At 39.4% G+C, this 24555-nt stretch carries 22 protein-coding genes, 1 other RNA gene and 2 pseudogenes; 18 read left to right on the top strand and 7 right to left on the bottom strand.

From position 1 onward, the window contains the following. The first annotated feature begins 31 nt into the window (after positions 1-31). The 4 genes from tpiA (at position 32) to OLD84_RS12940 (ending at position 4524) form a co-directional block, all read left to right on the top strand. Positions 32-790 (top strand): triose-phosphate isomerase, encoded by a 759-nt coding sequence (tpiA, locus tag OLD84_RS12955; RefSeq protein ID WP_209462636.1) that lies wholly within the window; start codon positions 32-34, stop codon positions 788-790. Continuing rightward, the gene (gpmI, locus tag OLD84_RS12950; RefSeq protein ID WP_209462637.1) at positions 787-2325 is read left to right on the top strand and encodes a 2,3-bisphosphoglycerate-independent phosphoglycerate mutase; all 1539 of its coding nucleotides are present in this window, start codon (positions 787-789) and stop codon (positions 2323-2325) included. Before tpiA ends, gpmI begins: the two co-directional genes overlap by 4 nt. 68 nt (positions 2326-2393) lie before the next feature. Continuing rightward, complete coding sequence (gene eno, locus OLD84_RS12945) at positions 2394-3680, top strand: phosphopyruvate hydratase (protein WP_209462638.1); 1287 nt, start codon at positions 2394-2396, stop codon at positions 3678-3680. Positions 3681-3936: 256 nt separating this feature from the next. Continuing rightward, entirely contained in the window at positions 3937-4524 is a 588-nt protein-coding gene (locus OLD84_RS12940) for a nitroreductase family protein (protein WP_264917202.1), read from the top strand. Positions 4525-4834: 310 nt separating this feature from the next. On the opposite strand, the gene ptsP is transcribed toward OLD84_RS12940, so the two are convergent. Both ptsP and OLD84_RS12930 read right to left on the bottom strand, forming a co-directional pair. Continuing rightward, positions 4835-6547: a phosphoenolpyruvate--protein phosphotransferase gene (gene ptsP / locus OLD84_RS12935; protein WP_209462639.1), complete on the bottom strand. Its 1713-nt coding sequence runs from the start codon at positions 6545-6547 to the stop codon at positions 4835-4837. A 90-nt stretch (positions 6548-6637) separates the two neighbouring features. Then, positions 6638-7549 (bottom strand): alpha/beta hydrolase, encoded by a 912-nt coding sequence (locus tag OLD84_RS12930; protein WP_209462640.1) that lies wholly within the window; start codon positions 7547-7549, stop codon positions 6638-6640. Between the two features lie 152 nt (positions 7550-7701). Between OLD84_RS12930 and secG the strand changes: the two genes are divergently transcribed. The 7 genes and pseudogenes from secG to OLD84_RS19475 form a co-directional block, all read left to right on the top strand. Further along, complete coding sequence (gene secG / locus OLD84_RS12925; RefSeq protein WP_209462641.1) at positions 7702-7935, top strand: preprotein translocase subunit SecG; 234 nt, start codon at positions 7702-7704, stop codon at positions 7933-7935. 144 nt (positions 7936-8079) lie between these two features. Next, positions 8080-8826 carry an alpha/beta hydrolase gene (locus tag OLD84_RS12920; protein ID WP_209462642.1) on the top strand — a complete coding sequence of 249 codons (747 nt, stop codon included), beginning with the start codon at positions 8080-8082 and terminating at the stop codon, positions 8824-8826. Between the two features lie 49 nt (positions 8827-8875). Beyond that, entirely contained in the window at positions 8876-11071 is a 2196-nt protein-coding gene (gene rnr, locus OLD84_RS12915) for a ribonuclease R (RefSeq protein WP_245301516.1), read from the top strand. A 229-nt stretch (positions 11072-11300) separates the two neighbouring features. After that, positions 11301-12110 carry a zinc transporter ZupT gene (gene zupT, locus OLD84_RS12910; protein WP_209462644.1) on the top strand — a complete coding sequence of 270 codons (810 nt, stop codon included), beginning with the start codon at positions 11301-11303 and terminating at the stop codon, positions 12108-12110. A gap of 80 nt (positions 12111-12190) precedes the next feature. Then, complete coding sequence (smpB, locus tag OLD84_RS12905; RefSeq protein WP_209462645.1) at positions 12191-12658, top strand: SsrA-binding protein SmpB; 468 nt, start codon at positions 12191-12193, stop codon at positions 12656-12658. A gap of 129 nt (positions 12659-12787) precedes the next feature. Further along, positions 12788-13128, top strand: a transfer-messenger RNA (tmRNA) gene (gene ssrA / locus OLD84_RS12900). A gap of 411 nt (positions 13129-13539) precedes the next feature. Continuing rightward, positions 13540-13831, top strand: a pseudogene (locus OLD84_RS19475) (cell wall hydrolase); the annotation flags it as partial. Here the strand turns inward: OLD84_RS19475 and OLD84_RS12890 are convergent. Further along, positions 13829-13970 (bottom strand): annotated as a pseudogene (locus tag OLD84_RS12890) (cell wall hydrolase); the annotation flags it as partial. The pseudogenes OLD84_RS19475 and OLD84_RS12890 overlap by 3 nt on opposite strands. 1151 nt (positions 13971-15121) lie before the next feature. On the opposite strand from OLD84_RS12890, the gene sda reads away from it, so the two are divergent. The 7 genes from sda to OLD84_RS12855 all read left to right on the top strand — a co-directional run bounded on the left by sda (position 15122) and on the right by OLD84_RS12855 (position 21499). Continuing rightward, positions 15122-15271, top strand: a complete 150-nt coding sequence (sda, locus tag OLD84_RS12885; protein ID WP_209462647.1) for a sporulation histidine kinase inhibitor Sda — start codon at positions 15122-15124, stop codon at positions 15269-15271. A gap of 324 nt (positions 15272-15595) precedes the next feature. Continuing rightward, positions 15596-16864: a poly-gamma-glutamate synthase PgsB gene (gene pgsB / locus OLD84_RS12880; RefSeq protein WP_209462648.1), complete on the top strand. Its 1269-nt coding sequence runs from the start codon at positions 15596-15598 to the stop codon at positions 16862-16864. A 218-nt stretch (positions 16865-17082) separates the two neighbouring features. Next, complete coding sequence (pgsC, locus tag OLD84_RS12875; protein WP_209462649.1) at positions 17083-17532, top strand: poly-gamma-glutamate biosynthesis protein PgsC; 450 nt, start codon at positions 17083-17085, stop codon at positions 17530-17532. Between the two features lie 258 nt (positions 17533-17790). Then, positions 17791-19065 carry a CapA family protein gene (locus tag OLD84_RS12870; protein ID WP_209462650.1) on the top strand — a complete coding sequence of 425 codons (1275 nt, stop codon included), beginning with the start codon at positions 17791-17793 and terminating at the stop codon, positions 19063-19065. Beyond that, positions 19062-20888 carry a gamma-glutamyltransferase family protein gene (locus tag OLD84_RS12865; RefSeq protein WP_209462651.1) on the top strand — a complete coding sequence of 609 codons (1827 nt, stop codon included), beginning with the start codon at positions 19062-19064 and terminating at the stop codon, positions 20886-20888. Before OLD84_RS12870 ends, OLD84_RS12865 begins: the two co-directional genes overlap by 4 nt. A 232-nt stretch (positions 20889-21120) precedes the next feature. After that, positions 21121-21246, top strand: a complete 126-nt coding sequence (locus OLD84_RS12860; RefSeq protein WP_264917509.1) for a hypothetical protein — start codon at positions 21121-21123, stop codon at positions 21244-21246. Beyond that, the gene (locus tag OLD84_RS12855; RefSeq protein WP_245301526.1) at positions 21218-21499 is read left to right on the top strand and encodes a nucleotidyltransferase substrate binding protein; all 282 of its coding nucleotides are present in this window, start codon (positions 21218-21220) and stop codon (positions 21497-21499) included. The genes OLD84_RS12860 and OLD84_RS12855 overlap by 29 nt, the downstream gene beginning before the upstream one ends. Positions 21500-21637: 138 nt before the next feature. Here OLD84_RS12855 and cbiQ read toward each other — a convergent pair whose 3' ends face one another. Genes cbiQ through OLD84_RS12835 form a run of 4 tightly spaced genes read right to left on the bottom strand, consistent with a single transcriptional unit; the run spans position 21638 to position 24316 of the window. Then, positions 21638-22381, bottom strand: coding sequence for a cobalt ECF transporter T component CbiQ (cbiQ, locus tag OLD84_RS12850; RefSeq protein ID WP_209462653.1), 744 nt, complete (start codon positions 22379-22381; stop codon positions 21638-21640). 30 nt (positions 22382-22411) lie between these two features. Continuing rightward, positions 22412-23242, bottom strand: a complete 831-nt coding sequence (locus tag OLD84_RS12845; RefSeq protein ID WP_209462654.1) for a DUF4198 domain-containing protein — start codon at positions 23240-23242, stop codon at positions 22412-22414. Further along, positions 23239-23685: a hypothetical protein gene (locus OLD84_RS12840; RefSeq protein WP_209462655.1), complete on the bottom strand. Its 447-nt coding sequence runs from the start codon at positions 23683-23685 to the stop codon at positions 23239-23241. The genes OLD84_RS12845 and OLD84_RS12840 overlap by 4 nt, the downstream gene beginning before the upstream one ends. Beyond that, positions 23678-24316 carry a CbiM family transporter gene (locus tag OLD84_RS12835; RefSeq protein ID WP_209462656.1) on the bottom strand — a complete coding sequence of 213 codons (639 nt, stop codon included), beginning with the start codon at positions 24314-24316 and terminating at the stop codon, positions 23678-23680. Before OLD84_RS12835 ends, OLD84_RS12840 begins: the two co-directional genes overlap by 8 nt. Positions 24317-24555: the final 239 nt, after the last annotated feature.

The raw sequence follows: 24555 nt of genomic DNA, 5'->3' as shown, positions 1-24555 counted from the left end.
TCAACACATAATATAATGGAGAGGTGAGAGGATGCGCAAAAAAGTTATTGCTGGAAACTGGAAAATGAATAAGGTGTCATCTGAAGCGAATGAATTTATTGATGAGGTAGTAGAGAAAGCACCTACAAGCGATGATGTGGAGGCAATTGTTTGTGCACCATTTCCTTTTTTAGCTTCACTTGCAGAAAAAACAAAAGGAACGACAGTTAAAATTGGTGCACAAAACATGCATTTTGAAGATAGTGGAGCATTTACCGGAGAAGTTAGTCCAGGTATGCTTAGTGACCTTGGCGTAACACATGTCGTTATTGGGCATTCAGAACGTCGCGAACATTTTGCTGAAACAGATGAAACGGTCAACAAGAAAACACATGCAGCATTTAATCATAAATTAACGCCAATTGTATGCGTAGGCGAAACACTTGAACAACGAGAAGCAAATGAAACGATGAATCATGTAGAAAGCCAAGTGAAAAAAGCGGTAGAAGGTCTATCTGACGAACAAGTTACAGAAACGATTATTGCATACGAACCAATCTGGGCAATTGGCACAGGTAAAACGGCTTCGAGTGAAGAAGCAAATGAAGTTTGTGCTCATATCCGCCAGGTTATTAAAGCCATTACTTCTGAGGAGATTGCTGAACAAGTAGTGATTCAGTACGGCGGCAGTGTGAAGCCTGCGAATATTGATGAATTACTCGCAAAATCTGATATTGACGGAGCATTAGTTGGTGGAGCAAGTGTAGAAGCAGAATCCTACCTGCAGCTTGTGGAGGCAGGTACCAGATGAGTGAAACTAAATTAGGTGCACTAATTATTTTAGATGGCCTTGCGATTCGTGATGAAGAAAAGGGAAATGCATTTAAGCAAGCCAACACACCGAATATGGATCGGTACTGGAATAAGTATGCTCATAATCAATTATTAGCCAGTGGTAAAGCTGTAGGACTTCCAGATGGACAAATGGGTAATTCTGAAGTAGGCCACCTGAATATTGGTGCTGGTCGTGTTGTCTATCAAAGCTTAACTCGAGTTAATCTATCGATTGAGGAAGGCGACTTTTTTGAAGTGGAAGCATTTCTAAAATCGATTCAACATGCAAAAGAGAATGATAAAGCGTTGCACATATTCGGACTATTGTCTGATGGCGGCGTGCATAGTCATATTAATCATATGTTTGCATTATTGAAATTAGCAAAAGATAATAATTTGAAAGACGTATATATACATGCATTTTTAGATGGTCGTGATGTAGGCCCGCAAACGGCTAAAACGTACATTGAACAGACGGAAGCGAAAATGAAAGCGTATGGTATTGGTAAATTTGCGACGATTTCTGGGCGCTATTATTCCATGGACCGGGATAAACGCTGGGAACGGGTTAAGAAAGCATATGATGCCATGGTTCATGGTGCAGGGCCGACGTATGATAATCCGTATGAAGTTATCAATGATTCATACGATAATGGTATTCACGATGAATTCGTTTTACCTTCTGTGATCTTAGACGAAAATGGTGCCCCTGTTGGAAAAGTGGAAGATAAGGATTCCATTATTTTCTATAATTTTCGTCCAGATCGCGCCATTCAAATATCCAGAACGTTTGCGGATGAAGACTTTCAGGATTTCGACCGCGGCGAAAATGTTCCCAAGGATCTGGATTTTGTCATGCTAACAGACTTCAGTGAATCAGTAGATGGATATGTTGCCTACTCACCGGTCAACCTTGATAACACGGTAGGAGAAGTTCTAACGCAGCATAATATGAAGCAACTGAGAATAGCGGAAACGGAAAAATATCCCCATGTTACGTTTTTCATGAGTGGCGGTCGAGAAAATCAATTTCCGGGCGAAAAACGTGTCCTTATTGACTCGCCCAAAGTAGCAACCTATGACTTACAGCCAGAAATGAGCGCATATCAAGTAACTGATGCGCTGTTGAATGAACTGGATACAGGGGAACATAATGCAATCATTTTAAACTTTGCTAATCCAGATATGGTTGGTCACTCAGGAAAATTAGAGGAAACAATTAGAGCAATTGAGACAGTTGATGAATGTTTAGGTAAAATCGTTGATAAGATAACGGACCTGGGTGGACATGCCATTATTACTGCAGACCATGGAAATTCAGATGAGGTTATAACCATGGATGGAGAGCCAATGACAGCACATACAACAAACCCAGTACCTGTTATTGTAACAAAAGAAGGTATAGAATTACGAGATGGCGGTATTTTAGCAGATTTATCACCGACTTTACTTGACCTATTAGATATACCCAAACCGAAAGAAATGACTGGCGAATCATTAATGAGGAAATAAGAAGGCTTATTCAAAACATGATGCCCCTAATGTTAAAAAAATATTATAATTTCGAAGGAGAGATTTTCATGCCATATATTACAGATGTTTATGCTCGCGAAGTACTAGATTCACGTGGTAATCCTACAGTAGAAGTAGAACTTTTTACAGAATCAGGTGGATTTGGTTCGGCAATTGTACCAAGCGGTGCGTCTACGGGTGAATATGAAGCTGTAGAGTTACGTGATGGTGATAAAGATCGTTATCTTGGTAAAGGTGTTACGAAAGCTGTGCAAAATGTAAATGAAACGATTGCGCCTGAATTACTAGGCTTAGATGTTACGCGTCAAAATATCATCGATCATTTAATGATGGAACTTGACGGTACCGATAATAAAGGAAATCTAGGGGCTAATGCTATTCTAGGTGTATCAATGGCAGCTGCACATGCTGCATCAAGCTATCTAGAGCTACCATTATATCATTACCTAGGTGGCTTCAACGCAAAAACATTACCAACACCGATGATGAATATTCTAAATGGTGGAGAGCATGCCGATAATAATGTGGATATCCAGGAGTTCATGATTATGCCAGTAGGCGCTCCGACATTCCAAGAAGCACTTCGTACAGGTGCAGAAATTTTCCATTCATTGAAAAATGTTTTGAAATCAAAAGGGTACAATACGAGTGTTGGGGATGAAGGTGGATTTGCTCCAAACTTAGGCTCCAACGAGGAAGCATTGCAAACAATAGTTGAAGCAATCGAAGCAGCAGGCTACAAGCCAGGTGAAGAAATCCAACTAGCAATGGACGTTGCAGCATCTGAAATTTATAAAGATGGGAAATATAACCTCAAAGGTGAAGGTGTCGTCCGCTCATCAGCAGATATGGTTGATTGGTATGAGGATCTCGTTAATAAATACCCAATTATCTCAATTGAAGATGGATTTGACGAAAATGACTGGGATGGCTTTAAATTATTAACCGACCGTATTGGCGATCGAGTACAGTTAGTAGGTGACGATTTATTCGTTACAAACACGGAGAAACTAGCTCGAGGCATTGAAGAAGGGAATAGTAATTCTATTCTTATTAAAGTGAACCAAATCGGAACACTTACGGAAACATTTGAAGCAATTGAAATGGCAAAACGCGCAGGCTACACAGCAGTCATCTCCCACCGCTCCGGTGAAACAGAAGACGCAACCATCGCTGACATCGCCGTAGCAACAAACGCAGGCCAAATCAAAACAGGGGCACCATCACGTACCGACCGTGTTGCGAAATACAATCAACTTCTACGTATTGAGGATGAGTTAGCTGGCATGGGCGAATATGCTGGTAAAACAGCATTTTATAACTTGAAGAAATAAATTTTATAGTGAGTCGCATTAAAGAGGCAGAGTGATCTGTCTCTTTTTTTTGTGTTTTTGGAGCTGGGCTCAAACCGGGAGACAGCGCACCATAATTGGGAGAGAAACGAATCACAAACCTGTCTACATAAATTCTAAATAAGAAACAATGGACGCTGATAAACGAAAATCAGCACCGATAAATAATGATCAAAATCTACACCAAAACAACCACAATCTTTTACCCAGACAGCAAATATGCTAGTCTAGGAAAGAGGTGATTATCATCGATATATTAAAAACAATCAAAGCACGCAGGTCCATCCATACATTTAAAGAACAAGAAGTGGACGCAGCTATTTTAAAAGAAATATTTACATACGGATCCTATGCACCAACACATTATATGAAAGAACCTTGGAATATAAAAATGTATCAGGAAGAGGGGAAGCATAAGTTTGTTGATGCGATTATCTCAAGCTATCAACGAATTGGCATGATAAAAACAGATGAGTCTCCGAAGACATTAAAAATGATAGATTCCATGAAAAGCTTTCTACTGGAAATACCACATCATGCAGTCATTTATTTTGAAAAAGATGATAATCCAGTGCGTTACGAAGAGGATTATGCCTCGGTAAGTGCATTTATCCAAAATGCGCAATTAGCTGCCTGGGAGTATGGTGTCGGTATGCTTTGGACAATCACGCCATATATGCATGATCCTGAATTTGCAAGTGATATTGGATTGAATCATGATACGATGAAAATTGCAGCGGTTATGCAAATTGGTTATCCGAAGAAAGTGTCCCATGATAAGGGTCGGACAGCGATAGAGGAGAAGTTGGAAATAATAGCGAAATAGCGTGCAGTCTGCGCTGAATGTGAATACCGCACGCCGGATCGAGCGGATAATAAGCATCATACGAGAGGTATAAAGGAATGACGAATGAAGGAAGTGTTAGGCTTGAAAAAAATGGTAGAAAGAACGGTTGGTCTGATTACATGTTCGGATGGCTAAAGCTACGATAAGTAGTCCAGCAAGTTACAGAAGTATTATCGGAGTTGCTAAGCGATGCAATGAACGAGATTGGAATGCGAGAACTCCCACCTGACTCTACACCACCCTTCACAAAAAAGCACCCGAACCAAAAGGCTCGAGTGCTCATCAAACTCTATTCCGTTTTCTCCTTAACAAATTCCTCAACTTCTTCTGCTGTTTCCATAGACAATAGCTTCTCTTTATATGAAACCAATTTCTCTTTCGACAGTCCACTTATCTGCGTTCGTGCAGGTAAAACAGATGATGCACTCATGCTGAACTCATCCAAACCTAGTCCAAGCAGGATTGGGATTGCGATCGGGTCTCCGGCCATTTCTCCACACATACCAACCCACTTTCCTTCACGATGTGCTTCTTCGATTACATTGCTTATCAAGTTTAATATTGCTGGGTGATATGGCTGGTATAAATAAGAAACTTTTTCATTCATACGGTCTGCTGCCATTGTGTATTGAATCAAGTCATTCGTTCCAATACTGAAGAAGTCAACCTCTTTTGCAAATTGTTTTGCAATTACGGCAGTTGATGGGATTTCAACCATGATGCCAACTTCTATGTCATCGGAAACTTTATTACCTTCACGTTTCAGGTTTTCTTTTTCATCCATTAGAATGGCTTTGGCTTGGCGGAATTCTTCCAATGTTGCAATCATCGGGAACATAATTTTTAAGTTTCCATGTACACTTGCACGTAGTAATGCACGTAATTGGGGTCTGAACACATTTTCATTCTCCAGGCAGAAGCGTATGGCGCGAAAGCCTAAGAATGGATTCAGTTCTTTTGGTAAATCTAAATAACTCAGTTCTTTATCTCCACCAATATCCAGTGTACGAACAACTACTGGTTTTTCATCCATCTGTTCGAGCACAGCTTTATAAGCATCATATTGCTCATCTTCTGTAGGTAATTCCGTTTTACCCATGTATAAAAACTCCGTACGGTACAGTCCGATTCCTTCACCACCATTATCTAAAACGCCTGTGACGTCTTCCGGTGTTCCGATATTGGCAGCTAGTTCAACCTGTTCTCCATCAGCGGAAAAAGTAGGTTCGTTTTTTAATTTCGCCCATTCTTCTTTTTGTCGCTCAAAGGATTCTTGTTTCTCACGATAGGTTGCAATCTCCTCATCAGATGGGTTAATGACAACGACACCTTCATTACCGTCAACGATTAGAACATCGTTTTGAGAAATGGATGACGTAATTTCTTTTGTACCTACGATTGCTGGAATTTCAAGCGAACGAGCCATAATTGCAGAGTGGGATGTACGCCCGCCAATATCTGTTGCAAATCCTTTTACAAATTGGCGGTTTAATTGTGCTGTATCAGATGGTGTTAAATCATTAGCAATAACAATGACTTCTTCGTCAATTAATGCTGGATTGGGAAAACTAGCTCCGAGTAAATGAGCTAACACACGTTTTGTGACATCCTGAATGTCAGCTGCACGTTCGCGCATATATTCATTATCCATATTTTTAAACATATCAATAAACATGTTTGCAGTTTCTTCTAAGGCGCTCTCTGCTATGACATGATTGGTGTTAATATTATCTTTCATTGGATTAATTAATTCCGGGTCACTCAATACAAGCAAGTGGGCGGAGAAAATTTCCGCATGCTCGTCACCCATTTCTTTTTTCGTGTGTGCTTTAATTTTTTCAAGTTCTTGGTTTGAAATTTTCAACGCTTTATCTAATCGTTCTATTTCTTTAGTAGGATTAGTTGTTGTTACTTTTTCATAAGTTAAATCTGGTGCAGTTAGTTGATAGGCTTTTGCTATAGCAATGCCTGGTGATGCTGCAATTCCTTGAATAGTTGTCATGATTAGTTTTACCGACCTTTCTCTTTCTAGTTAAATATATAGGACAACTCTATTTTATACTGTTCTATCATTGTATTCAAGCATAGTCATCTACAAATGGTTATGAATCCATGTGTGAATCATGGTATGCACTTCATCTTTATTCATTTCATGTAATAATTCATGACGACCGTCGGTAAACAACATAACCATTACCTCTTTTAGTCCGGCTTTTTCATAGAGATGAGCTGTCTTCCAAATGCCTTTAGAATAGTCCCCAATAGGGTCTGCATCTCCGCTTATTAGTAACATGGGAAGATCGTTTCGAATAGCGTCATTGCGCTCAGGATTATGGATATTTAGTAGGCCTGATAATAAATCATAGAAAAACCTTCCTGTTGGTATAAAGCCAGTGTATGGATCATTTATATAGGTTTCGACGACCTCTTCATCATTGCTCAGCCAGTCGAAGCTAGTTAATTTCTTGCCAATTTTTTTGTTATTGGAACCAAACGCAAATGAATTCATTAGCTTTGATTCTTCTTTCGGTGGCATAATAGAGGAAATGGTTCTTCCTGCTATAGAGGTTGTTTTAGGAAAATAACCTGTTCCTGACAACATTACACCATCAATCATGTGACTATGCTGTTGAATGTATTCCCTAGCTAAAAAAGAACCCATACTATGGCCAAAAAGGAAGATAGGCGTGTTGGGATGTTCTTGTTTAATCTGTTTTGTGATAACAAGTTGGTCGTGAACTGTTTTTGTAAAACCATCTTCCTCGGCAAAATATCCGAATATCCCCTGTTTTTCACCTGTTCTGCCATGCCCGCGGTGATCGTTGCCGTAAACAAATATACCTTGTTTGACAAGGAACTTAGCAATTTCATTATAGCGATTAATATGCTCTGCCATTCCGTGGGAAAGTTGCACAATCGCTTTTGGTTTTTCTATTGATGAATACCACTTCTTGACATAAACTTCCACGTTATCTTCCATCATCATCCAAACGTTTTTTTCCATTATATAATCATCCATTCTATTGTAGTCTCTATTAATAGGATAAAATTAATTCATGGAAACGTCCACTTTCAATAATATAGCTTGCTTTGTAAACGAAATTTATGCTAAAGTTATGTTAGGTAATTGTCGTTATAGGAGGTGTGCGTTTAAATATGGCTACTTTAGTAAATATATTATTAGTGGTTAATGCGATTGTTATGGTTGTATTAGTATTGTTACAGTCAGGTCAAAGTGCAGGTCTATCTGGTGCTATTTCTGGTGGGGCTGAACAATTATTTGGAAAACAAAAAGCACGGGGAATGGATTATGTTCTTCACCGTGGAACTATTGTTACTGGAGTTTTATTCTTTGTATTAGCATTTTTAAGTGCATATGTTATACAATAAAAATTAGTCCTTATCACAAAGCGTGGTAAGGGCTTTTAATTTGCAAATAGGAAATACTTGTAAGTTTTCTCATTAAAAGATGTTGTATAATCAAACAAAAAGGGTATAGTAAATAATAGAAAAAGAGTAGGGAGATGTAATGAAGTGAAAGTCAAACAACCAGAACCATTTACAATGGAAGCAGGACCCCGAGCGGTTTTACTATTACACGGCTTAACGGGACATTCTGCCGATGTTCGAATGCTTGGAAGATTTCTAGAGAAGAAAGGCTATACAAGTCATGCACCAATTTATCGTGGGCATGGAGTGCCACCAGAGGAATTGATTGAATCCAATCCAGATGAATGGTGGGAGGATGTTACAAAAGCTTTTGAGCACTTGCGCGAACTAGGCTATGATGAAATAGCAGTGGCCGGCCTTTCACTGGGAGGGGTCTTAGGATTAAAACTGGCTTATTCTGAGAAATTAAAGGCAGTTATTCCGATGTGCACACCAATGTTTTTTGATAATGAAACACAACTAACTCAAGGCTTTAAACAATTCTCAAAAGAATACAAGCAATTAGAAGGAAAAGATGAAGCTACCATTAAACAGGAACTAACGGATGTAATGGAACAATCAACAGCTGTATTTGACAAGCTTGCCAACCTCATTAATGAAGTGAAATCGAATGTTGATACGATTTACACACCAACCTATGTGATCCAGGCTAGAAAAGATCAAATGATTAACACAGAAAGCGCTACATACATTTACGAAAATGTAGAAGCCGATGAGAAAGATTTGAAATGGTATGAGGAATCTGGCCATGTGATCACCTTAGATAAGGAAAAGGATCAGCTGTTTGAGGATATTTATCAATTCTTAGAAACACTTGATTGGAAAGAATGATTAAATTCTCAGAAAAAAGTTAACAATACTTATGAAAGAAGGTGAACAAATGAAAGATAATATACTTACATTTTTTAAAGAGACAGGGACGAAACCATTAGCAGTTGATGAATTAGAAGAAGCATTGGAAATTGATGATGCAGTAGATTTCAAGGAATTTGTCAAAGCACTAAATAAACTGGAGGAAGAAGGAGAACTTGTTCGCACACGGAAAAACCGCTTCGGTCTGCCCGAAAAGATGAATCTTGTTCGCGGAAGAATCCAAATGCATGCCAAGGGATTTGCTTTCTTAATTCCAGATGATGAAAATCAAACAGATGTATACATTAATCCTTCTGATTTAGCTTCAGCTATGAACAAGGATAAAGTGCTCGTTCGTTTGGAAACGAAAGATGACAATGACAAACGCCCAGAAGGAACCGTCATACGAATTTTAGAGCGAGCTACATTACAAGTGGTTGGAACATATGAAGATAACCGCGCTTTTGGCTTCGTTATTGCGGATGATAAACGTATTCCAAATGATATTTTTATCCCGAAAAGCGTGACAAATGGTGCAGTCAGTGGTCATAAAGTTATTGCACATATTACGAAGTATCCAGAGGGCCGAAAAAGTGCAGAAGGAGAAATCATTCACATTCTCGGGCATAAAAATGATCCAGGAATCGATATTATTTCGATTATCCATAAACATGGGATTACAGTAGATTTTCCTGAAGAAGTATTGGATCAGGCTGCTCATGCACCGGAGGCGATTACCGAAGATGAAATTCAGAATCGGCGCGACTTACGTGATGAGGTTATCGTGACAATTGATGGCGCGGACGCAAAAGATTTGGATGATGCAGTTACGGTCAAGAAGCTTGATAACGGGAATTACAAGCTTGGTGTATATATAGCGGACGTCACTTATTATGTGGATAGAGATTCGGCAATGGATAAAGAAGCTTTCGAACGTGGGACAAGCGTATATTTAGTTGATCGAGTCATTCCAATGATTCCACATCGTCTTTCTAATGGAATATGTTCATTGAATCCTCGCGTTGATCGATTAACGCTTGGGTGTGAGATGGAAATTACGTCCGCTGGTGAAGTGGTTAATCATGAGATCTTTCAAAGTGTGATAAAGACTACGGAACGGATGACATATACGGACGTTAACAAAATATTAGCCGATAAAGATGAAGAAACAAGGGAAAAATTTAATTCTTTAGTACCCATGTTTGAACAAATGGAAAGTCTTGCATCGATATTACGCGGCAAGCGAATGGGTCGGGGTGCTATCGACTTTGATTTTAAAGAAGCTCAGGTACTGGTTGATGAAAAAGGGAAAGCAGAAGACGTTGTATTACGTGAGCGTTCTGTCGGTGAACGTTTAATTGAGGAATTCATGTTAGCGGCGAATGAAACGATAGCTGAACATTTCCATTGGATGGATGTTCCATTTATTCACCGCATTCATGAAGACCCTGATGAAAGTAAATTACAAAGCTTTTTTGAATTCCTGGGCAGTCTAGGTCTCTCTGTGAAAGGAACAGCAAACGAGATTCATCCACAAGCATTGCAACAAGTAATAGATGACGTACAGGGTAAACCAGAGGAAATGATTGTATCCAAGCTAATGCTTCGTTCGATGAAACAGGCAAAATATGATCCACAGGGTATAGGACATTTCGGGTTAGCTACTGAATTCTATACACATTTCACATCACCAATTCGTAGATATCCTGATTTAATTGTCCATCGATTGATCAGAGAATATTTAATCGATAAAAATTTGGATGAGAAAACAATTCGACAATGGAAGGAAAGTCTTCCAGAAATAGCAAGACACACATCTGACAAGGAACGTACTGCAGTAGATGCGGAACGAGAGACAGATGATTTGAAAAAAGCAGAATATATGCAAGACAAAATTGGTGAGGAATTTACAGGTATTATTGGATCTGTAACGAGCTTTGGTATGTTCGTAGAATTAGAAAATACCGTGGAAGGGCTTATCCATGTTAGTAACTTGACAGACGATTATTATAATTATGATGAAAAAAGTCTTGCACTTATCGGGGAGCGAACAGCAAATATTTACCGTATTGGTGACGAAGTAGAGATACGAGTAGTAAGTGTTAACATCGATGAACGAACCGTTGATTTTGAATTGGTTAAATCAGAAGAATCGAAGCCACCAAAGCCTCCACGGCAGAAAAAAGAAACGAAAACGAAAAAACGAAAAAAGAAAAATAAGTAAATGAAATGAAAGGATGAGCCAGAACGATGTTCGGTTCATCTTTTTCATTAATAAGCGTGTTCAAAAGTTGGACTAGGGAAAAATAATTGTTGACATATAATTTATCCTCTTATAAACTTCATCTTAGAGTGATAACAACTGACGTGTAAGTTAATACTAATAATCAATTTAGTAAAAATAGTTACTTATTGCAGTTTAATAAGATGTCGTTTGCAAAGGAGTGAGTTTAGTGGGATCAGATGTATTATTAGCATTTCTATTTACGTTGTTCGCTGGACTTGCTACAGGGATAGGAAGCTTTATTGCTTTTTTTGCAAAAACAACCAATACGAAATTTCTATCGTTTGCATTAGGGTTCTCAGCAGGTGTTATGATTTACGTATCGATGATCGACATATTTCCAAAAGCTCAAGATGCGCTTGTTGCGGAACTTGGAGAACAAAATGGGATATGGTTAACCGTTATTTCATTTTTTGCAGGTATGATATTTATAGCATTAATAGATAAGTTTATCCCAAAGCAATCAAACCCACATGAGTTAAAAAAAGTAGAAGACATGAAAGATCCAGGAAAAGCGATCAAGGATCCTGCATTATTACAAATGGGGGGATATACGGCGATAGCAATAGCTATTCATAATTTTCCTGAAGGCATTGCTACATTCGTATCCACATTACAGGATCCGTCTTTAGGTCTTGCAATAGCAATAGCTGTGGCTATTCACAATATACCTGAAGGCATTGCAATATCGGTTCCGGTATACTATGCAACAAATGATAAGAAAAAAGCTTTTAAATTATCATTTTTATCAGGATTAGCTGAGCCGGCGGGTGCAGTAGTTGCATTTCTATTTCTAATGCCATTTTTAAATGGTGTAACATTTGGTATCATTTTTGCAGGAGTAGGTGGAATAATGGTCTTTATTTCATTGGATCAACTATTGCCGGCTGCCAAAAAATACGACGAATCCCATATTTCAATCTATGGGGTAATAAGTGGAATGGCTGTTATGGCGATAAGTTTAGTGCTTCTTATTTAACAGTGAAATAGCTTTTCTGATTGGAATCCCAACAATTATTTGGTAAAATAGATCCCATGTAAGTAGTAGGAGGAAACACCATGCCAAAAGGTAAAGGAAATGCAATTGCACAAAATAGGAAAGCATCCCATGATTTTACCATTGAAGAAACATATGAAGCAGGGATTGTTCTACAAGGAACGGAAATAAAGTCAATACGTTCAGGAAGGATCAACATTAAGGATTCCCATGCAAGAATAGATCGTGGAGAGATAAGACTTATTAATTTGCATATTGCAGAATACGAGCAAGGGAATCGGTTTAATCATGACCCAACACGAACAAGGAAATTGCTAATGCACCGTAAAGAGATTGATAAATTAATCGGATTAACACAGCAGCAGGGTTATGCACTCATCCCATTGAAAATTTATATCAAAAACGGTGTTGCCAAAGTGTTGATTGGACTTGGAAAAGGGAAAAAGAAATACGACAAGCGAGAAGATTTAAAACGAAAACAAATGAAACGTGATGCAGATAGAGCGATTAAGGAGCATACGAAGGAATAAGGCTTGTAAAACCTTCCAGGCCTTGACTTCAATCGTATTTATGCTATAATGAATACTGTAGTTGGTTAGAGGAAATATATAATTAAATGCTCAATATAAATTCTGAGCGTTACTCATTTATGGGGACGTTACGGATTCGACAGGGATAGATTGAGCTCAGGTTGCGCGTCGAGGTTACGGCTCGTAAAACGTTATCGCCTAAATATAACTGGCAAAGAAAACAATACACCAGCTTTAGCAGCTGCATAAGCTGACTTAAGCGATCCTTCCTGCTATCGCCCGTGTGGCAGATAGAAGGGTCTCAAATGAAGCGGGCTACACTGTCATTCACCGTCTGAGGATGATAGTTGAAATGAATCAGACTAGCTACTTGGAAGCCTGTTGGTAGGCTGACATGATAGCGAATGATAATATATCAACTATGCGTGTAGAAGCCTGAGTGGCGATATCTCTGGACGTGGGTTCGATTAGTAATTAGTCGCCTTTTGTAGTAATACAAAAGTGAAAATTCGGCTTTATCGGTGAAACCTAAGTTGCTCATGTGAGGGGGTTGTCCCCACTATGTTAAAGTGCTAAAGTTTTTAACGACATTCAGCAATAGGGCAATACCGAGTGGTGTGTGGAGCAATCCAATAGCCATGTATCGACTTATAGGCTGCCAAACTTGGTAGTACTAAGATGCGAAATGCTGCCTGGAAAAGGTAAATTTATATTTTGCATAAGACGCCGAAGAACCTGATACAATCAGGTTCAAGATATAGTCAGTGCCATGTCGAAAGCATGGAAGAGCATGTCCCACCGTCTCCACCAATACATAATGTTGGTGGTTTTTTTATTTTATAATGTGACGTAAAGCATAAGTTTTCCAAACAGGAAAATTTATGCTTTATTTTTTGGCAGCGGATATTAACTTCTTAGCAAGATTGCTTAGAGCAGAAGTAGAAGCGGAAGGGAAGTTAGGTATGTTACATGTTGGTGCAGTTACAGTAAATCGGGCAAGAGTTGAATGTTCTGACTTTTGAAGGGTTACTGTACACTTCCGCTAGTGATCAATCACCATCTGCTTATGAGGCACTCTACATGGTACTTTTTATCAAAGAGCAAGAGAAAGTGAAAGACGTTTAGCACGTAGTTAATAATGGGGAAAGGGGCTGGCCTGCTGAAAATAGTTTATAGTAAGAACGTATTATAAATACTCTTCACATTCTGCTACTATTGGTTCATAAAAACAATGAAGTTTATATTGGCCCACAAAGGGTTCGTCATACCAAGTAGGCGGACATTCACCTGCTGGTCTAAAGGAATAGGAGGCATTTTGCTTTATATGATCATCCTCACTCATGTTTTACTGGTAGGTTGACACCACTCATGAGTTTAACCAAATTTTTACTCCAGATTAAGTCCCACGCTATGCGCAGAAACCCTAAAAGAAAATGCTTTATTACATACATATAAAATGGAATTGCATGTACCATATTGTGATTATACCGACATATAAAAGAAACGTAATACATGGAAATTCAGAGAAGCTATTCGGAAGTTTGTTAGGAAACGATGCGACTATATAGGGGAATAAGGGCGTGCATCGGTTGACCCATATTCCTTCATTATTAAATTCTACTTAAATAGATGACCTGTTTCAATTTTTATAAATGGGGTATTTAATGGTAAGCGCATTAATGATGATTGACCGAAACCTAGCACATAAGCAGGAAGGAATAACTTATCTGCTAATTAAAGAACCCGTTCTAGGTATTCTACTTACTTTTAGTTTACATTATATTTAGTTAAAAATCTTGTTATAGAAATAGTTATGGTTATTAGTTGAAGTATGACTTATGGTACTTGACTCTGTCCCCGCTACGTTCGATAATATCATTTTTTACTGGTAGGAAATACTGGAATGTCGATCCCAATTTTCGCTAGAATGTTCACTACTGCCTTCTTAATAGTTGGAATAATTACTATTATGACTATTTTCCCGCGATAAGGGGTTGCATGTTGATCCATGTCCAATAATTTGCGCATAGTTTATAACTTTGAGAAAATTGATTCAGGAGCAACCACTCGTATGAAAAGATGTAAACAACAAGCATATCAAAGAATCAGGTCAAATTTAAACAGATTCACTCGACCTTACTCTTTCTGATATGCTTTTTTTATTTGCAGATAAGAAAGCAAAGAACGCTTTTTAAAATTCCCTTAAACGAATGGCGAGTTTTCTAACCAGTGAAAAATGTATCCATATTTTTTCAGCTTCATTGGATAAAACTGTCTCGTCTTGGGACTGCGCGTAAATGCTTGTCCCATCGAATACATTTGGGACTACGATTCCTCGCCCCATCGAAAATAATTGTGCGTGTAAATGCTCGCCTTAAGGCTTGGCGAATGCCAAGCTATCTTATTGAAAGGAGGTGATGCGGAAACCACTTTTTCAAATTTCATGAGGAGAGGGGGTGCAGTATGGAATATCTATCCGATAAGCTTTTGATTGATTCGTATAAAAAAGCATTGGATCTTGATTTAAATCAAGACTTCATTCGGGTTTTGGAAAGAGAGTTAGTGAGAAGAAAGCTCCATTTTTCTTTTAAAAACATAGAAAATCTTGATTGAATATACTGTGTTTTTAATCGTTAGGGAAAGGGCATGAAAACAAAATCATTGTTTCCATGACAGTGATTCGGGCAGCGTATATCTGTTTACGCTGCCCGTTTTTTCAGCAGATAGGACCTTATAAACTTTCCTACTGCCAAGTTTTCTAATCAATGTTGAACAAGAATGCTGTAAATTAGCCTTTAGCAACTAATTGAAAACAGAGACGAGATAGCTTAGTTTGTATCTAGTAAACTGAGATTTTAGATTATCGTGAGAGGGTCTTTTTATTTGTCGATTTATGATGAAAGTAGTATACTTTTATAGATTAATAGGAGGTTTAAAATGAATGAACTGATTTATTTGACATTTTTTGCCGCAATTGTTTTATACATAGGGATCCGTGAACGAAATAAATTGGATAGGAATATAAAACGAATTCCCACAAGGATCCTCGTTAACGGTATTAGAGGTAAATCTACCGTAACACGATTGCTAATGGGAATTATTAAAGAAGATAAACAGCGTGTAGCTGGTAAAACGACTGGTACGTCCCCGCGTTTATTTTATTGGGACAAAGAGGAAGAGGAACCAATCATTCGAAGTCTGCAAGGACCAAATATATCCGAGCAAAAGGTAATGGTTAATAAAGTAGCAAGACGTGGGGTGAACGCATTTGTGACAGAATGTATGGCTGTGAATCCAGAATACCAGAATGTCTTTCAAGAACGTTTTGTGAAGGCGAATATCACGGTTATTACGAATGTAATGGAAGACCATTTAGATGTCATGGGGCCTACTATTGACCAGATTGCGGAAGCATTTGGCCGAACGATTCCCCATAATGGTTACGTCGTCATCCCTCCTACAAGCTATCATCATTATTTTGCGGAGATAGCTGAGAGCCGCGGTAGTGAAGTAGTCGTCGCAGATACGGATCTCATCGATGAAGCGTATTTAACTGAATTCCCATTTATGATGTTTGCCGAAAATGCTGCGATTGGTTTAGCTGTTGCTGATATTCTTGAGATTGACCGTGATGTTGCACTTCGTGGTATGCTTAACGCGCCCGTGGATCCAGGTGCAATGCGGGTTCATGCATTTGGTAAAGAAACAGCTCCGAGCTTTTTCTTTAACGGCTTTGCAGCAAATGATACCACTTCTACCATTAACATTTGGAACAAAATACAGGATCAAGACTACCCCTGCGAACATAATGTGGTGATCATGAATTGCCGGGACGATCGTGTAGGTCGAACAATCCAGTTTTCTGAAGAGGTGCTCCCCCAAATAAACGCCGATACCCTTATTTTGACAGGGAAAGGTGTTGATTCGGTTGTACAAGCATATGAGAGTGGAAAACTGCCAGTAAATAAGCTTATTAATCTTGAAAAACAATCGACCGAGCAAATCTTGGCGAAGATTAGGGAATTGCCGGAAAAAAGCTCGATTTATGGCATCGGAAATATCCACGGGGGTGGCCAAGAACTAGCGGACGCCATTGAACGACAGGAATTGGAGAAAATAAACGTTACCGATGATACAGTAATGGAGAAACAAAATAACCTTAAATCACTCAAAAAAGAAAATGCTTTTGCCCAAACGCCTTCTTAAAGTGCGTGTTTAAAAAGGAGACAAGAGGTTCAAGACAGCGCAGTACCCGTAGTGGGTTTGTTGTCTAACTCTACAGTTGACTATTGCCGTGCGCGGGCAAAGTAGAAGACCCCCTATCTACAATATGTCAGTCACTGGGATTTTTGAGCATCCTCTTAAACAGAGATAGAAGGAAATGGGATACGGGGCAGGATTTAAATGAAGGAGTTGGCAGAAACGTGTTTGGAACAGATTTGTATATTGCTATTATTATAGGGGTTCTGTTTTCCCTGTTATATGCTGAAAAAACAGGAATTGTCCCCGCAGGCCTAGTTGTCCCGGGATATCTTGCTCTTGTTTTCGATCAATTATTGTACATTGTCGTTGTGGCAGTGATCAGTTTACTGACATATCTCATTGTCACACAGGTAATAGGGAGAATGACCGTATTATATGGACGGCGCAAGTTTGCGGCCATGCTGACTGTAGGGGTATTGCTGAAAATGGGGATGGATTATCTCTATCCGCTAACACCATTTCCGATGATGGAGTTAAGAGGGATAGGGGTTATTGTGCCTGGATTAATAGCCAATTCGATTCATAAACAGGGAGTTCTTCCCACATTCTCATCAACATTTATCATTGCCTTTTTTACATTTGTCATTATTACTATTTACCATTTATTTTAGGTAGAAAAGAAAGTTTACAACTTCCTTTTCTGCTCACTGGCTAAAACCGTCACGTCCTGGGGCTGCGCGTAAATGCTCACCCCACCGAAGAGATTTGTGACAACGCCAGTACTAGCACGTCCTGTGCGTCGTAAGTGCAACTAAGGCTTTGCCATAAAAGCTTGCACTCCAAAGTATAAGGGTTTCTAATAAAGCAAAGAATGCTTTCTAAGAATCCCTTTAACAAAGCCAAGTTTTCAAAAGTAGGTGCATTAAAAAATGTCGAAAGAATTATCTTTTAAAGAAAGACTAAAATTGTGGACGATTCGCCATCGTGACAAAGCATTGCTTCATTCGATCATTGCGCTCATTGTGTTGGCTATTCCCTTCTTCGGTCATCAGTTGTTCTTTTCTGCATCCCCGCCATCTGATACCAGGCCGGATAATGTAGAGTATCGGATGTCCATGGTGGGTGATATGATGATGGGACGCCATGTACATGACGCTGCGATACGAAGTAATGAACCGATTGACCGTGTTTTTGACTATGTTCACCCTTTTTTTGAGGAATCGGATTATGTTACAGGAAATTTTGAAACCCCGATACTAAATGTTGATGACGAAGAAGTAGCTGCAGTGATGGACGATGCAGAACTGCATAATAAAGATATCCATATTTATTCAGAACCATGGGCTATGGATGCGCTTGTAAATGCAGGATTTGATTCTGTTAGCTTTGCCAATAATCATGCACTTGATTTCGGTGATTTATCGCTTCAGCAAACGCTGGAACATATTGAAGATGCGCCAATTGAGACAGTGGGAATCGGTGATGCTATGAACCTTTCGGATGAGGAAATAGAGGAAGGGGCAACTGATGCTGCTGAAATGTCCTATTTTGACATCAATGACGACGTTCGAGCGGGCATCATTGGCTTTACGGATGTTTTTGTACAAGGGTTCAGTGCTCAGGACTACGTAGGAGGCGTATTCACACCACAGAATGAAGGGCTGATGGAGCTAAGGAATCGCCTGCTTCAAGCAAAAGCTGCTGAAGAAGACGGTGGAGGTGAGGCAGATGTTGTTATTGTCCATATTCATTGGGGGGATGAGTACCAGGTTGGATCCAATGACACTCAAGAGGAACGTGCTCAATACTTAGCCAATTATGGCGCAGATATTATCATTGGACATCACTCGCATGTACTGGAACCTGTCACTGTCGTCGAAGGAGTAGATGGAAATCGCGCAATAGTTATGAATAGCATGGGGAATTTCGTGTTCGATCAGGGCTGGACCCGCACGAAGGAATCCGCTATCGCTCAACTTGATTTCTTGGATGACGGTTCCAAACAACTTTCGTTTGTACCAATGTATATTGAAGATACTCGGCCGAGAGAAACGGCAGGTTTGACGAAATTTTATCGAGACTACCGCATATTCAGGACTCTGAGGAAGGAGTTAGACAATGAATGGTGGACGGTGGAAGACGGCCGGCTTAACATTGACTTAGACAAAGCAGGTGTCCTTGAAGGAGTGGAAATCACATCATGAATGTCAAACGTGATTTAAAAATCACCTATCTTATTGCAGGAATTGTTTTGATTGGATTAATTGGCTGGAATTTTTATTTTGAAGATGAATTTGACCCGTTCAGAGAACCGTATTCTGGTGGAGATTTTACAGAAAGACAAGTGGAATCTGTAGGAGTGGATAGTAACGATAGCCAAGATGACATGAATACGAATGATGCCACGGCGGAGCCACAGGTCGAGATTTACGGGGTCAGTTCACTTCATCCGCTAGCTGCAGATGTAGGTATGCAAATTATTGAAGATGGAGGAAACGCCATCGATGCAGCTGTGGCTGTTTCGTTTATGCTCAATGTTGTTGAACCATATGGCTCGGGTATAGGCGGTGGTGGCCAAATGCTTTATCATGATCCTGAAGAAGGGGCTGTCAGCTATGATTACCGAGAAGCCGCACCTGAAAGTGAGGAGAGGCCAGAACGAGGGGTCGCTGTTCCAGGTCTCGTTAAAGGGATGGATTCTATTCACGAAAATCATGGCGAGTTGTCTTGGGAAGAACTTTTAGCCCCGGCTATAGAAACAGCCGAGGAAGGATTTCAAGTCGGGGAAATTTTTAATCAGCAGACAAGTAGCTCTGTACGTTATCTTCAGCTGGATGAACAGCAAAGTGAATTATTCTTTCCTGGCGGCCAGGTATTGGCAGTCAATGATCACCTTGTGCAAAATGAGCTGGCGGAAACATTGAGGCTTATCCAGGAAAATCGATCGGATGGTTTTTATAGTGGGCCAGTTGGGGAATCACTCCAGGAGGAATTAGATTTTACGGCGGAAGACTTAGAGGCATATGAACCACAACTATCAGATCCGGTTGAAGCAGAAATCGGGAACCAGGTCGTTTATGGTGGTTCTTCACCTTCGTCAGGAACTGTTGTACTTCAAGCATTAAAAATGGCTGAGAGAATAGACCTTACGGAAATGTTTCCTGAGGAAAATATTCCAGAGAATCTTGCGTTTGGGGACTTAGTTAATCATGAAGAACTGCATCACGTTTATACGCATTTAATTAATGAGATTACGAAAATAACCTACAACGACCGTCTGGATACATTAGGTGATCCGCAATATGATCAGATCGATCATGAGGTCCTAACCAGCGAAGCACATATAGATGATTTGTTTGATGAGATTTCATATGACGAAATAACGGAAGCAGATACATCCACGCTATTTGATTCACCTGCAGAAGAAGGAGATTCAAGGCATACCACACACTTTGTTATTGTAGACAAAGAGGGAAGGATGGTTTCAGCCACCCATTCGTTAGGGGAATTTTATGGATCGGGAAGGTATATAAATGGATTCTTTCTCAATAACCAAATGGAAAACTTCAGTCCGAACGACGAATCCTTAAATCGCTATGAACCTGGAAAAAGACCGAGATCATTTGTATCACCGTTGATCTTTGAACAGAGTGGCCAGCCAATTCTTGGAATAGGTACCCCAGGTGGAAGGCGTATACCGGCCATGCTCTTTCAAACGATTATGCAATACCAGCATGCTTTTAACGAAGATGATGAAAGGGTTAGCCTGCAACAAGCCATTGAAGCGCCGCGTTTTTATAATGAAGAGGAAGTTATTTATGTAGAAGAGGCACTTCCTGAAGAAACGGCTCAGAGGCTCCGTGATATGGGATATTCTGTCATTGGACATGACTCCCCTCTTTTCTATGGAGGTATTCAAGGCCTAGGAGTTATCCTTAATGAAAACGGGGAGACACAAGGCATGTACGGCGGAGGAGATCCTCGTAGAAATGGTTCTTGGCAAATCGAAGGAGGATCTGAGGAATAAATACAACAGAAAATAATGCAAACTGCCTTCATACTAAGTATGAGGGCAGTTTTGTGTTATTTACATTATTTTCTGTATGGTATAATTAGGATATGAAGATAGCCAATGGAGGTTTTTGAATAAATGAACCAAAATAATGTACTATCAGTTAACCTTATGCGGCTGATTCGAAGCTACTGGGAAATATCTCTTTTTCTAAATCAGAAACGAGAAAATAGGGGGAGGGGAGCTTATGGAGAGATTGCACGAACGACTACAAAGCGCAGAGAAAGCTTTAGATACGTTTCAAGAAATCGTTGACATTAAAACTCCTTCTCTTATCCAAAGAGATGCTGGAATTTCAGCGGTTCAAATATAGTTTCGAGGCTTGCTGGAAAGCGGAAAAACAGAACTTATACGATGTAGAGGGATTAGATATGGATTCTCCTAAAGGTGTTTTACGTTCTTTTCGTGCAATCGGGATGTTGTCTGAAGATGAAACAGTTCTTGGTTTGCATATGGTGAATGAACGCAATCTGACTGTACACACGTACAATGAAGAATTAGCCGTTGAATTTTCAGCAATTCACCCCCATATTATCAGTTTCTGCGAAAATGGATGGAGCGAATGAATAATGCGTTACAGCAAATGTGAAACGCTTTCTAGTAATGATCAATAATACTACAAATGCCACTCATTAGGAGAGGCATTTGTAAGTTCTAAAGGAATGGAGAGGGATGTAAAATCGAACAGCCCCCTTATAATGGAGTCAACGAACATAACCTATTTCAATAACGACTAATGAAATGATAATGATAGAAGCGAGGGCTGTCTTAAACAAATCTAATCTCGTTATCTTTTGTGATTCCTTGAAGCGTAACCGTCCATTAAAACCTCGTGATGCCATTGCCTGATACATTCGATCGGCGCGGTCAAGTGATCGAATAAGCAGCATACCGGTAAGTTGACCATAAACTTTCAAACTACGTATTCGAACCCCGCCATTAAAGAAACGCGATTTAGCAGCCGTTTGCATCTTCTGAATGTCATCCAGAAATAAAAACACATAACGGTAGGAGAGGATTAAAACAGTAATCATGACAGAAGGGATTTTTAAACCTGCAAGGCCATTCATAAATTGATCAAGTGATTGTGAATCTAATACAATCGTAATAATTGTCATGGATGTAAATGCTTTGATGAAGATTAGGGTAGCAAAAGATAAATTATCTGATGTATAAGAAAGCCCCTGGCCGAATAATAGTGGGACAGTCATTAATAAAAGAAAGGGTAGTATGATTAAGTATCTTTTTAACAATAGCGTAAAAGACACTCCCGATAAAAGGATTGCAATAATGGATATTAAGTATGCACCAGCGGCAATAGAAGGTGTGGTTAAACTAATTACACCGAAAATGAAAAAGATAGCTGCCAGCAATTTTGCTCTTGGTTCCCATGAAAATGCCCATTTTGATACCCCAGTCACTGCTTCAACTGCACCATTATTGGCCAATTTATTCTCACCACCTACGTAAAATTAACGTTATTTTCTCCTTAGAATCAGCATTCCTACAGAAGCTCCAATTAGTAAACCGACTACAAGCATGGAGGCAAGTGACCAAATATTAGAATCCCCCGCTTCATCTTCCGCTGGTTGTTCTGTATCGATTAGCAATGTTGAAGTATGACTTATAAGTTCGTATTCTTCACCTTCAATGGACCCTGGTTCATCAACTTCTACATTTACCCTTATTAACCACTTACCAGCAGAGTCGAATGTAAAATCAAACGTTCCGTCATCAGCGGATACCGTTTCCAGTACTTCGAATTCAGGTCCATACGCTGTTACTGTTGCGTCGTTCACCTCATCTCCATCCAAAATAATGGTCCCACTAAAATTGCCAGTAGAAAAATTGGCCGTATTCATAGTAGGAATAACCTCTAGTTCTGCCTCAACAGCTTCATTTGCAGTTGAGTTTCCATCACCAACATGGTGGATATGTTTCGCCATTTGATTACTTAGTTGGGTGACACTGTCATCTGGCTCGTAAGTAATCGGTTTTCTTTCTGCCCAAAATACGTAATCGCCATCTCCCTCTATCGGTACATATGCTCTGACATAAACCCCCGATTCTTCCAAATCCAATTGTTCGACATCCTCATTTGGATAACGAACATGTAGTTGATAATCTTCCACATCGGCCGGATCAACATAATCACGAATATGTCCCCATTTGATATCTACTCGTAGCTCTTCACTATCTGTAAACTCATCTACTTCAATATATAGTTCATGTGCTGAAACCTTTTGAGAAAAAAATAATGAACAAGCAATGGTTAGGCCGATAAAGGCTATCAGACTTCTTTTTTTCATGACAATTCCTCACTTCTTTTTTTATTAGAACGAAAATAAAAGGTGGAAGCAATAAACAGTAATACGGACACACCTAAGAGTGCTCTGATGAAAAGTGGAATTTTTTCCACAATGCTTTCTTCTTCTTCGCTAACAGAAGATGCTCGATGTCCCATTCCGTCATCTGCAACAATACGATGTACGTCTATTTCCTCGTCATAGTAAAAATAACCATCTTCATCAACTTCCCCTTCGACCAGCTGTTTCCCGTCCTCATCATATATAGAAACAACAGCTAAAGGAGCATCCGTACCATCATCATAGCGAACATGAATAAGACCATCTTCTACCGTTTCAACAATCATTCGATGTGCGAAAACCGTATTTGAATTCGGATAAATCAAAGCGGAAGAAACCAACCCAAAGCACAACACTACGAATAGGATTTTGTTCATTTTATTCATGTTCTTTGTTATCACCTCCATTAATTGTAGGGGTAATGCCAAAAAAACGCGGCATCAAGGTATGTAAATGTTTCACAGAAAACCCAGTTAGTACACCCTCCAGTAATGCGAGAGGGAAATAGGCCAATACGACAATTCGAATAACAGAAAACGAACCTTCGCCATATCGTTGATCAGAGAATAGAAGGAGAATGATTAGTAAACCAACACCGATAAGAATGGCTGAAAAACCCGCAATAAACCCTCTCCAAAATAAGTGAAATTTATTTAAGAAAATGGTGAGCCAATAGATGCACAGGGCTGGTATAGACATTAATAATGTATTGGCACCAAACGTACTAATTCCGCCATGTTGAAATAAAATAGCTTGAAGTATAAGGCCAATAAATATAGCAAAAGGAGCACGGCGACCAAGAACTAATCCGAGGAAACCTCCTAATAGTGGATGAACGGAAGTAGGGCCAATAGGAATATTAATTAAGGAAGCAACAAAAAAAGCACCAGAAAGAAGGCTTATTTTGGGGATTTCTTCTTCTTTCGTCCCTTTTAGAGAATAAGCCAATATGCCAACTGCACCAACTGTTGTCGTAATAGCAACAGAAAAACTTAACACACCGTCAGCAATATGCAAAAATAACGATCCTCCCTCCTATACTGAACTGAACCTTTTGCTACTCCAATAACTATATTGAAATACCCGATTTATTATGCCTGTCCACTGATAATTAATAAATGAAGGTATCATTCAATGTAGAACCATAAGAAAGACCGCGTAGGTTTAACACGGTCTTCCTTATGGAAATTATGTTCTAGGAGTAAAGGAAGTTAGGGAATTGAGGTATAAAGGTCGTTATAAACGGTTTTTTGTTT

This window comes from Virgibacillus natechei, from assembly GCF_026013645.1.
Classification (GTDB): domain Bacteria; phylum Bacillota; class Bacilli; order Bacillales; family Amphibacillaceae; genus Virgibacillus_L; species Virgibacillus_L natechei.
Note: the sequence above shows the minus strand (reverse complement) of the source record. Positions and strands in the feature narration are given on the sequence as shown.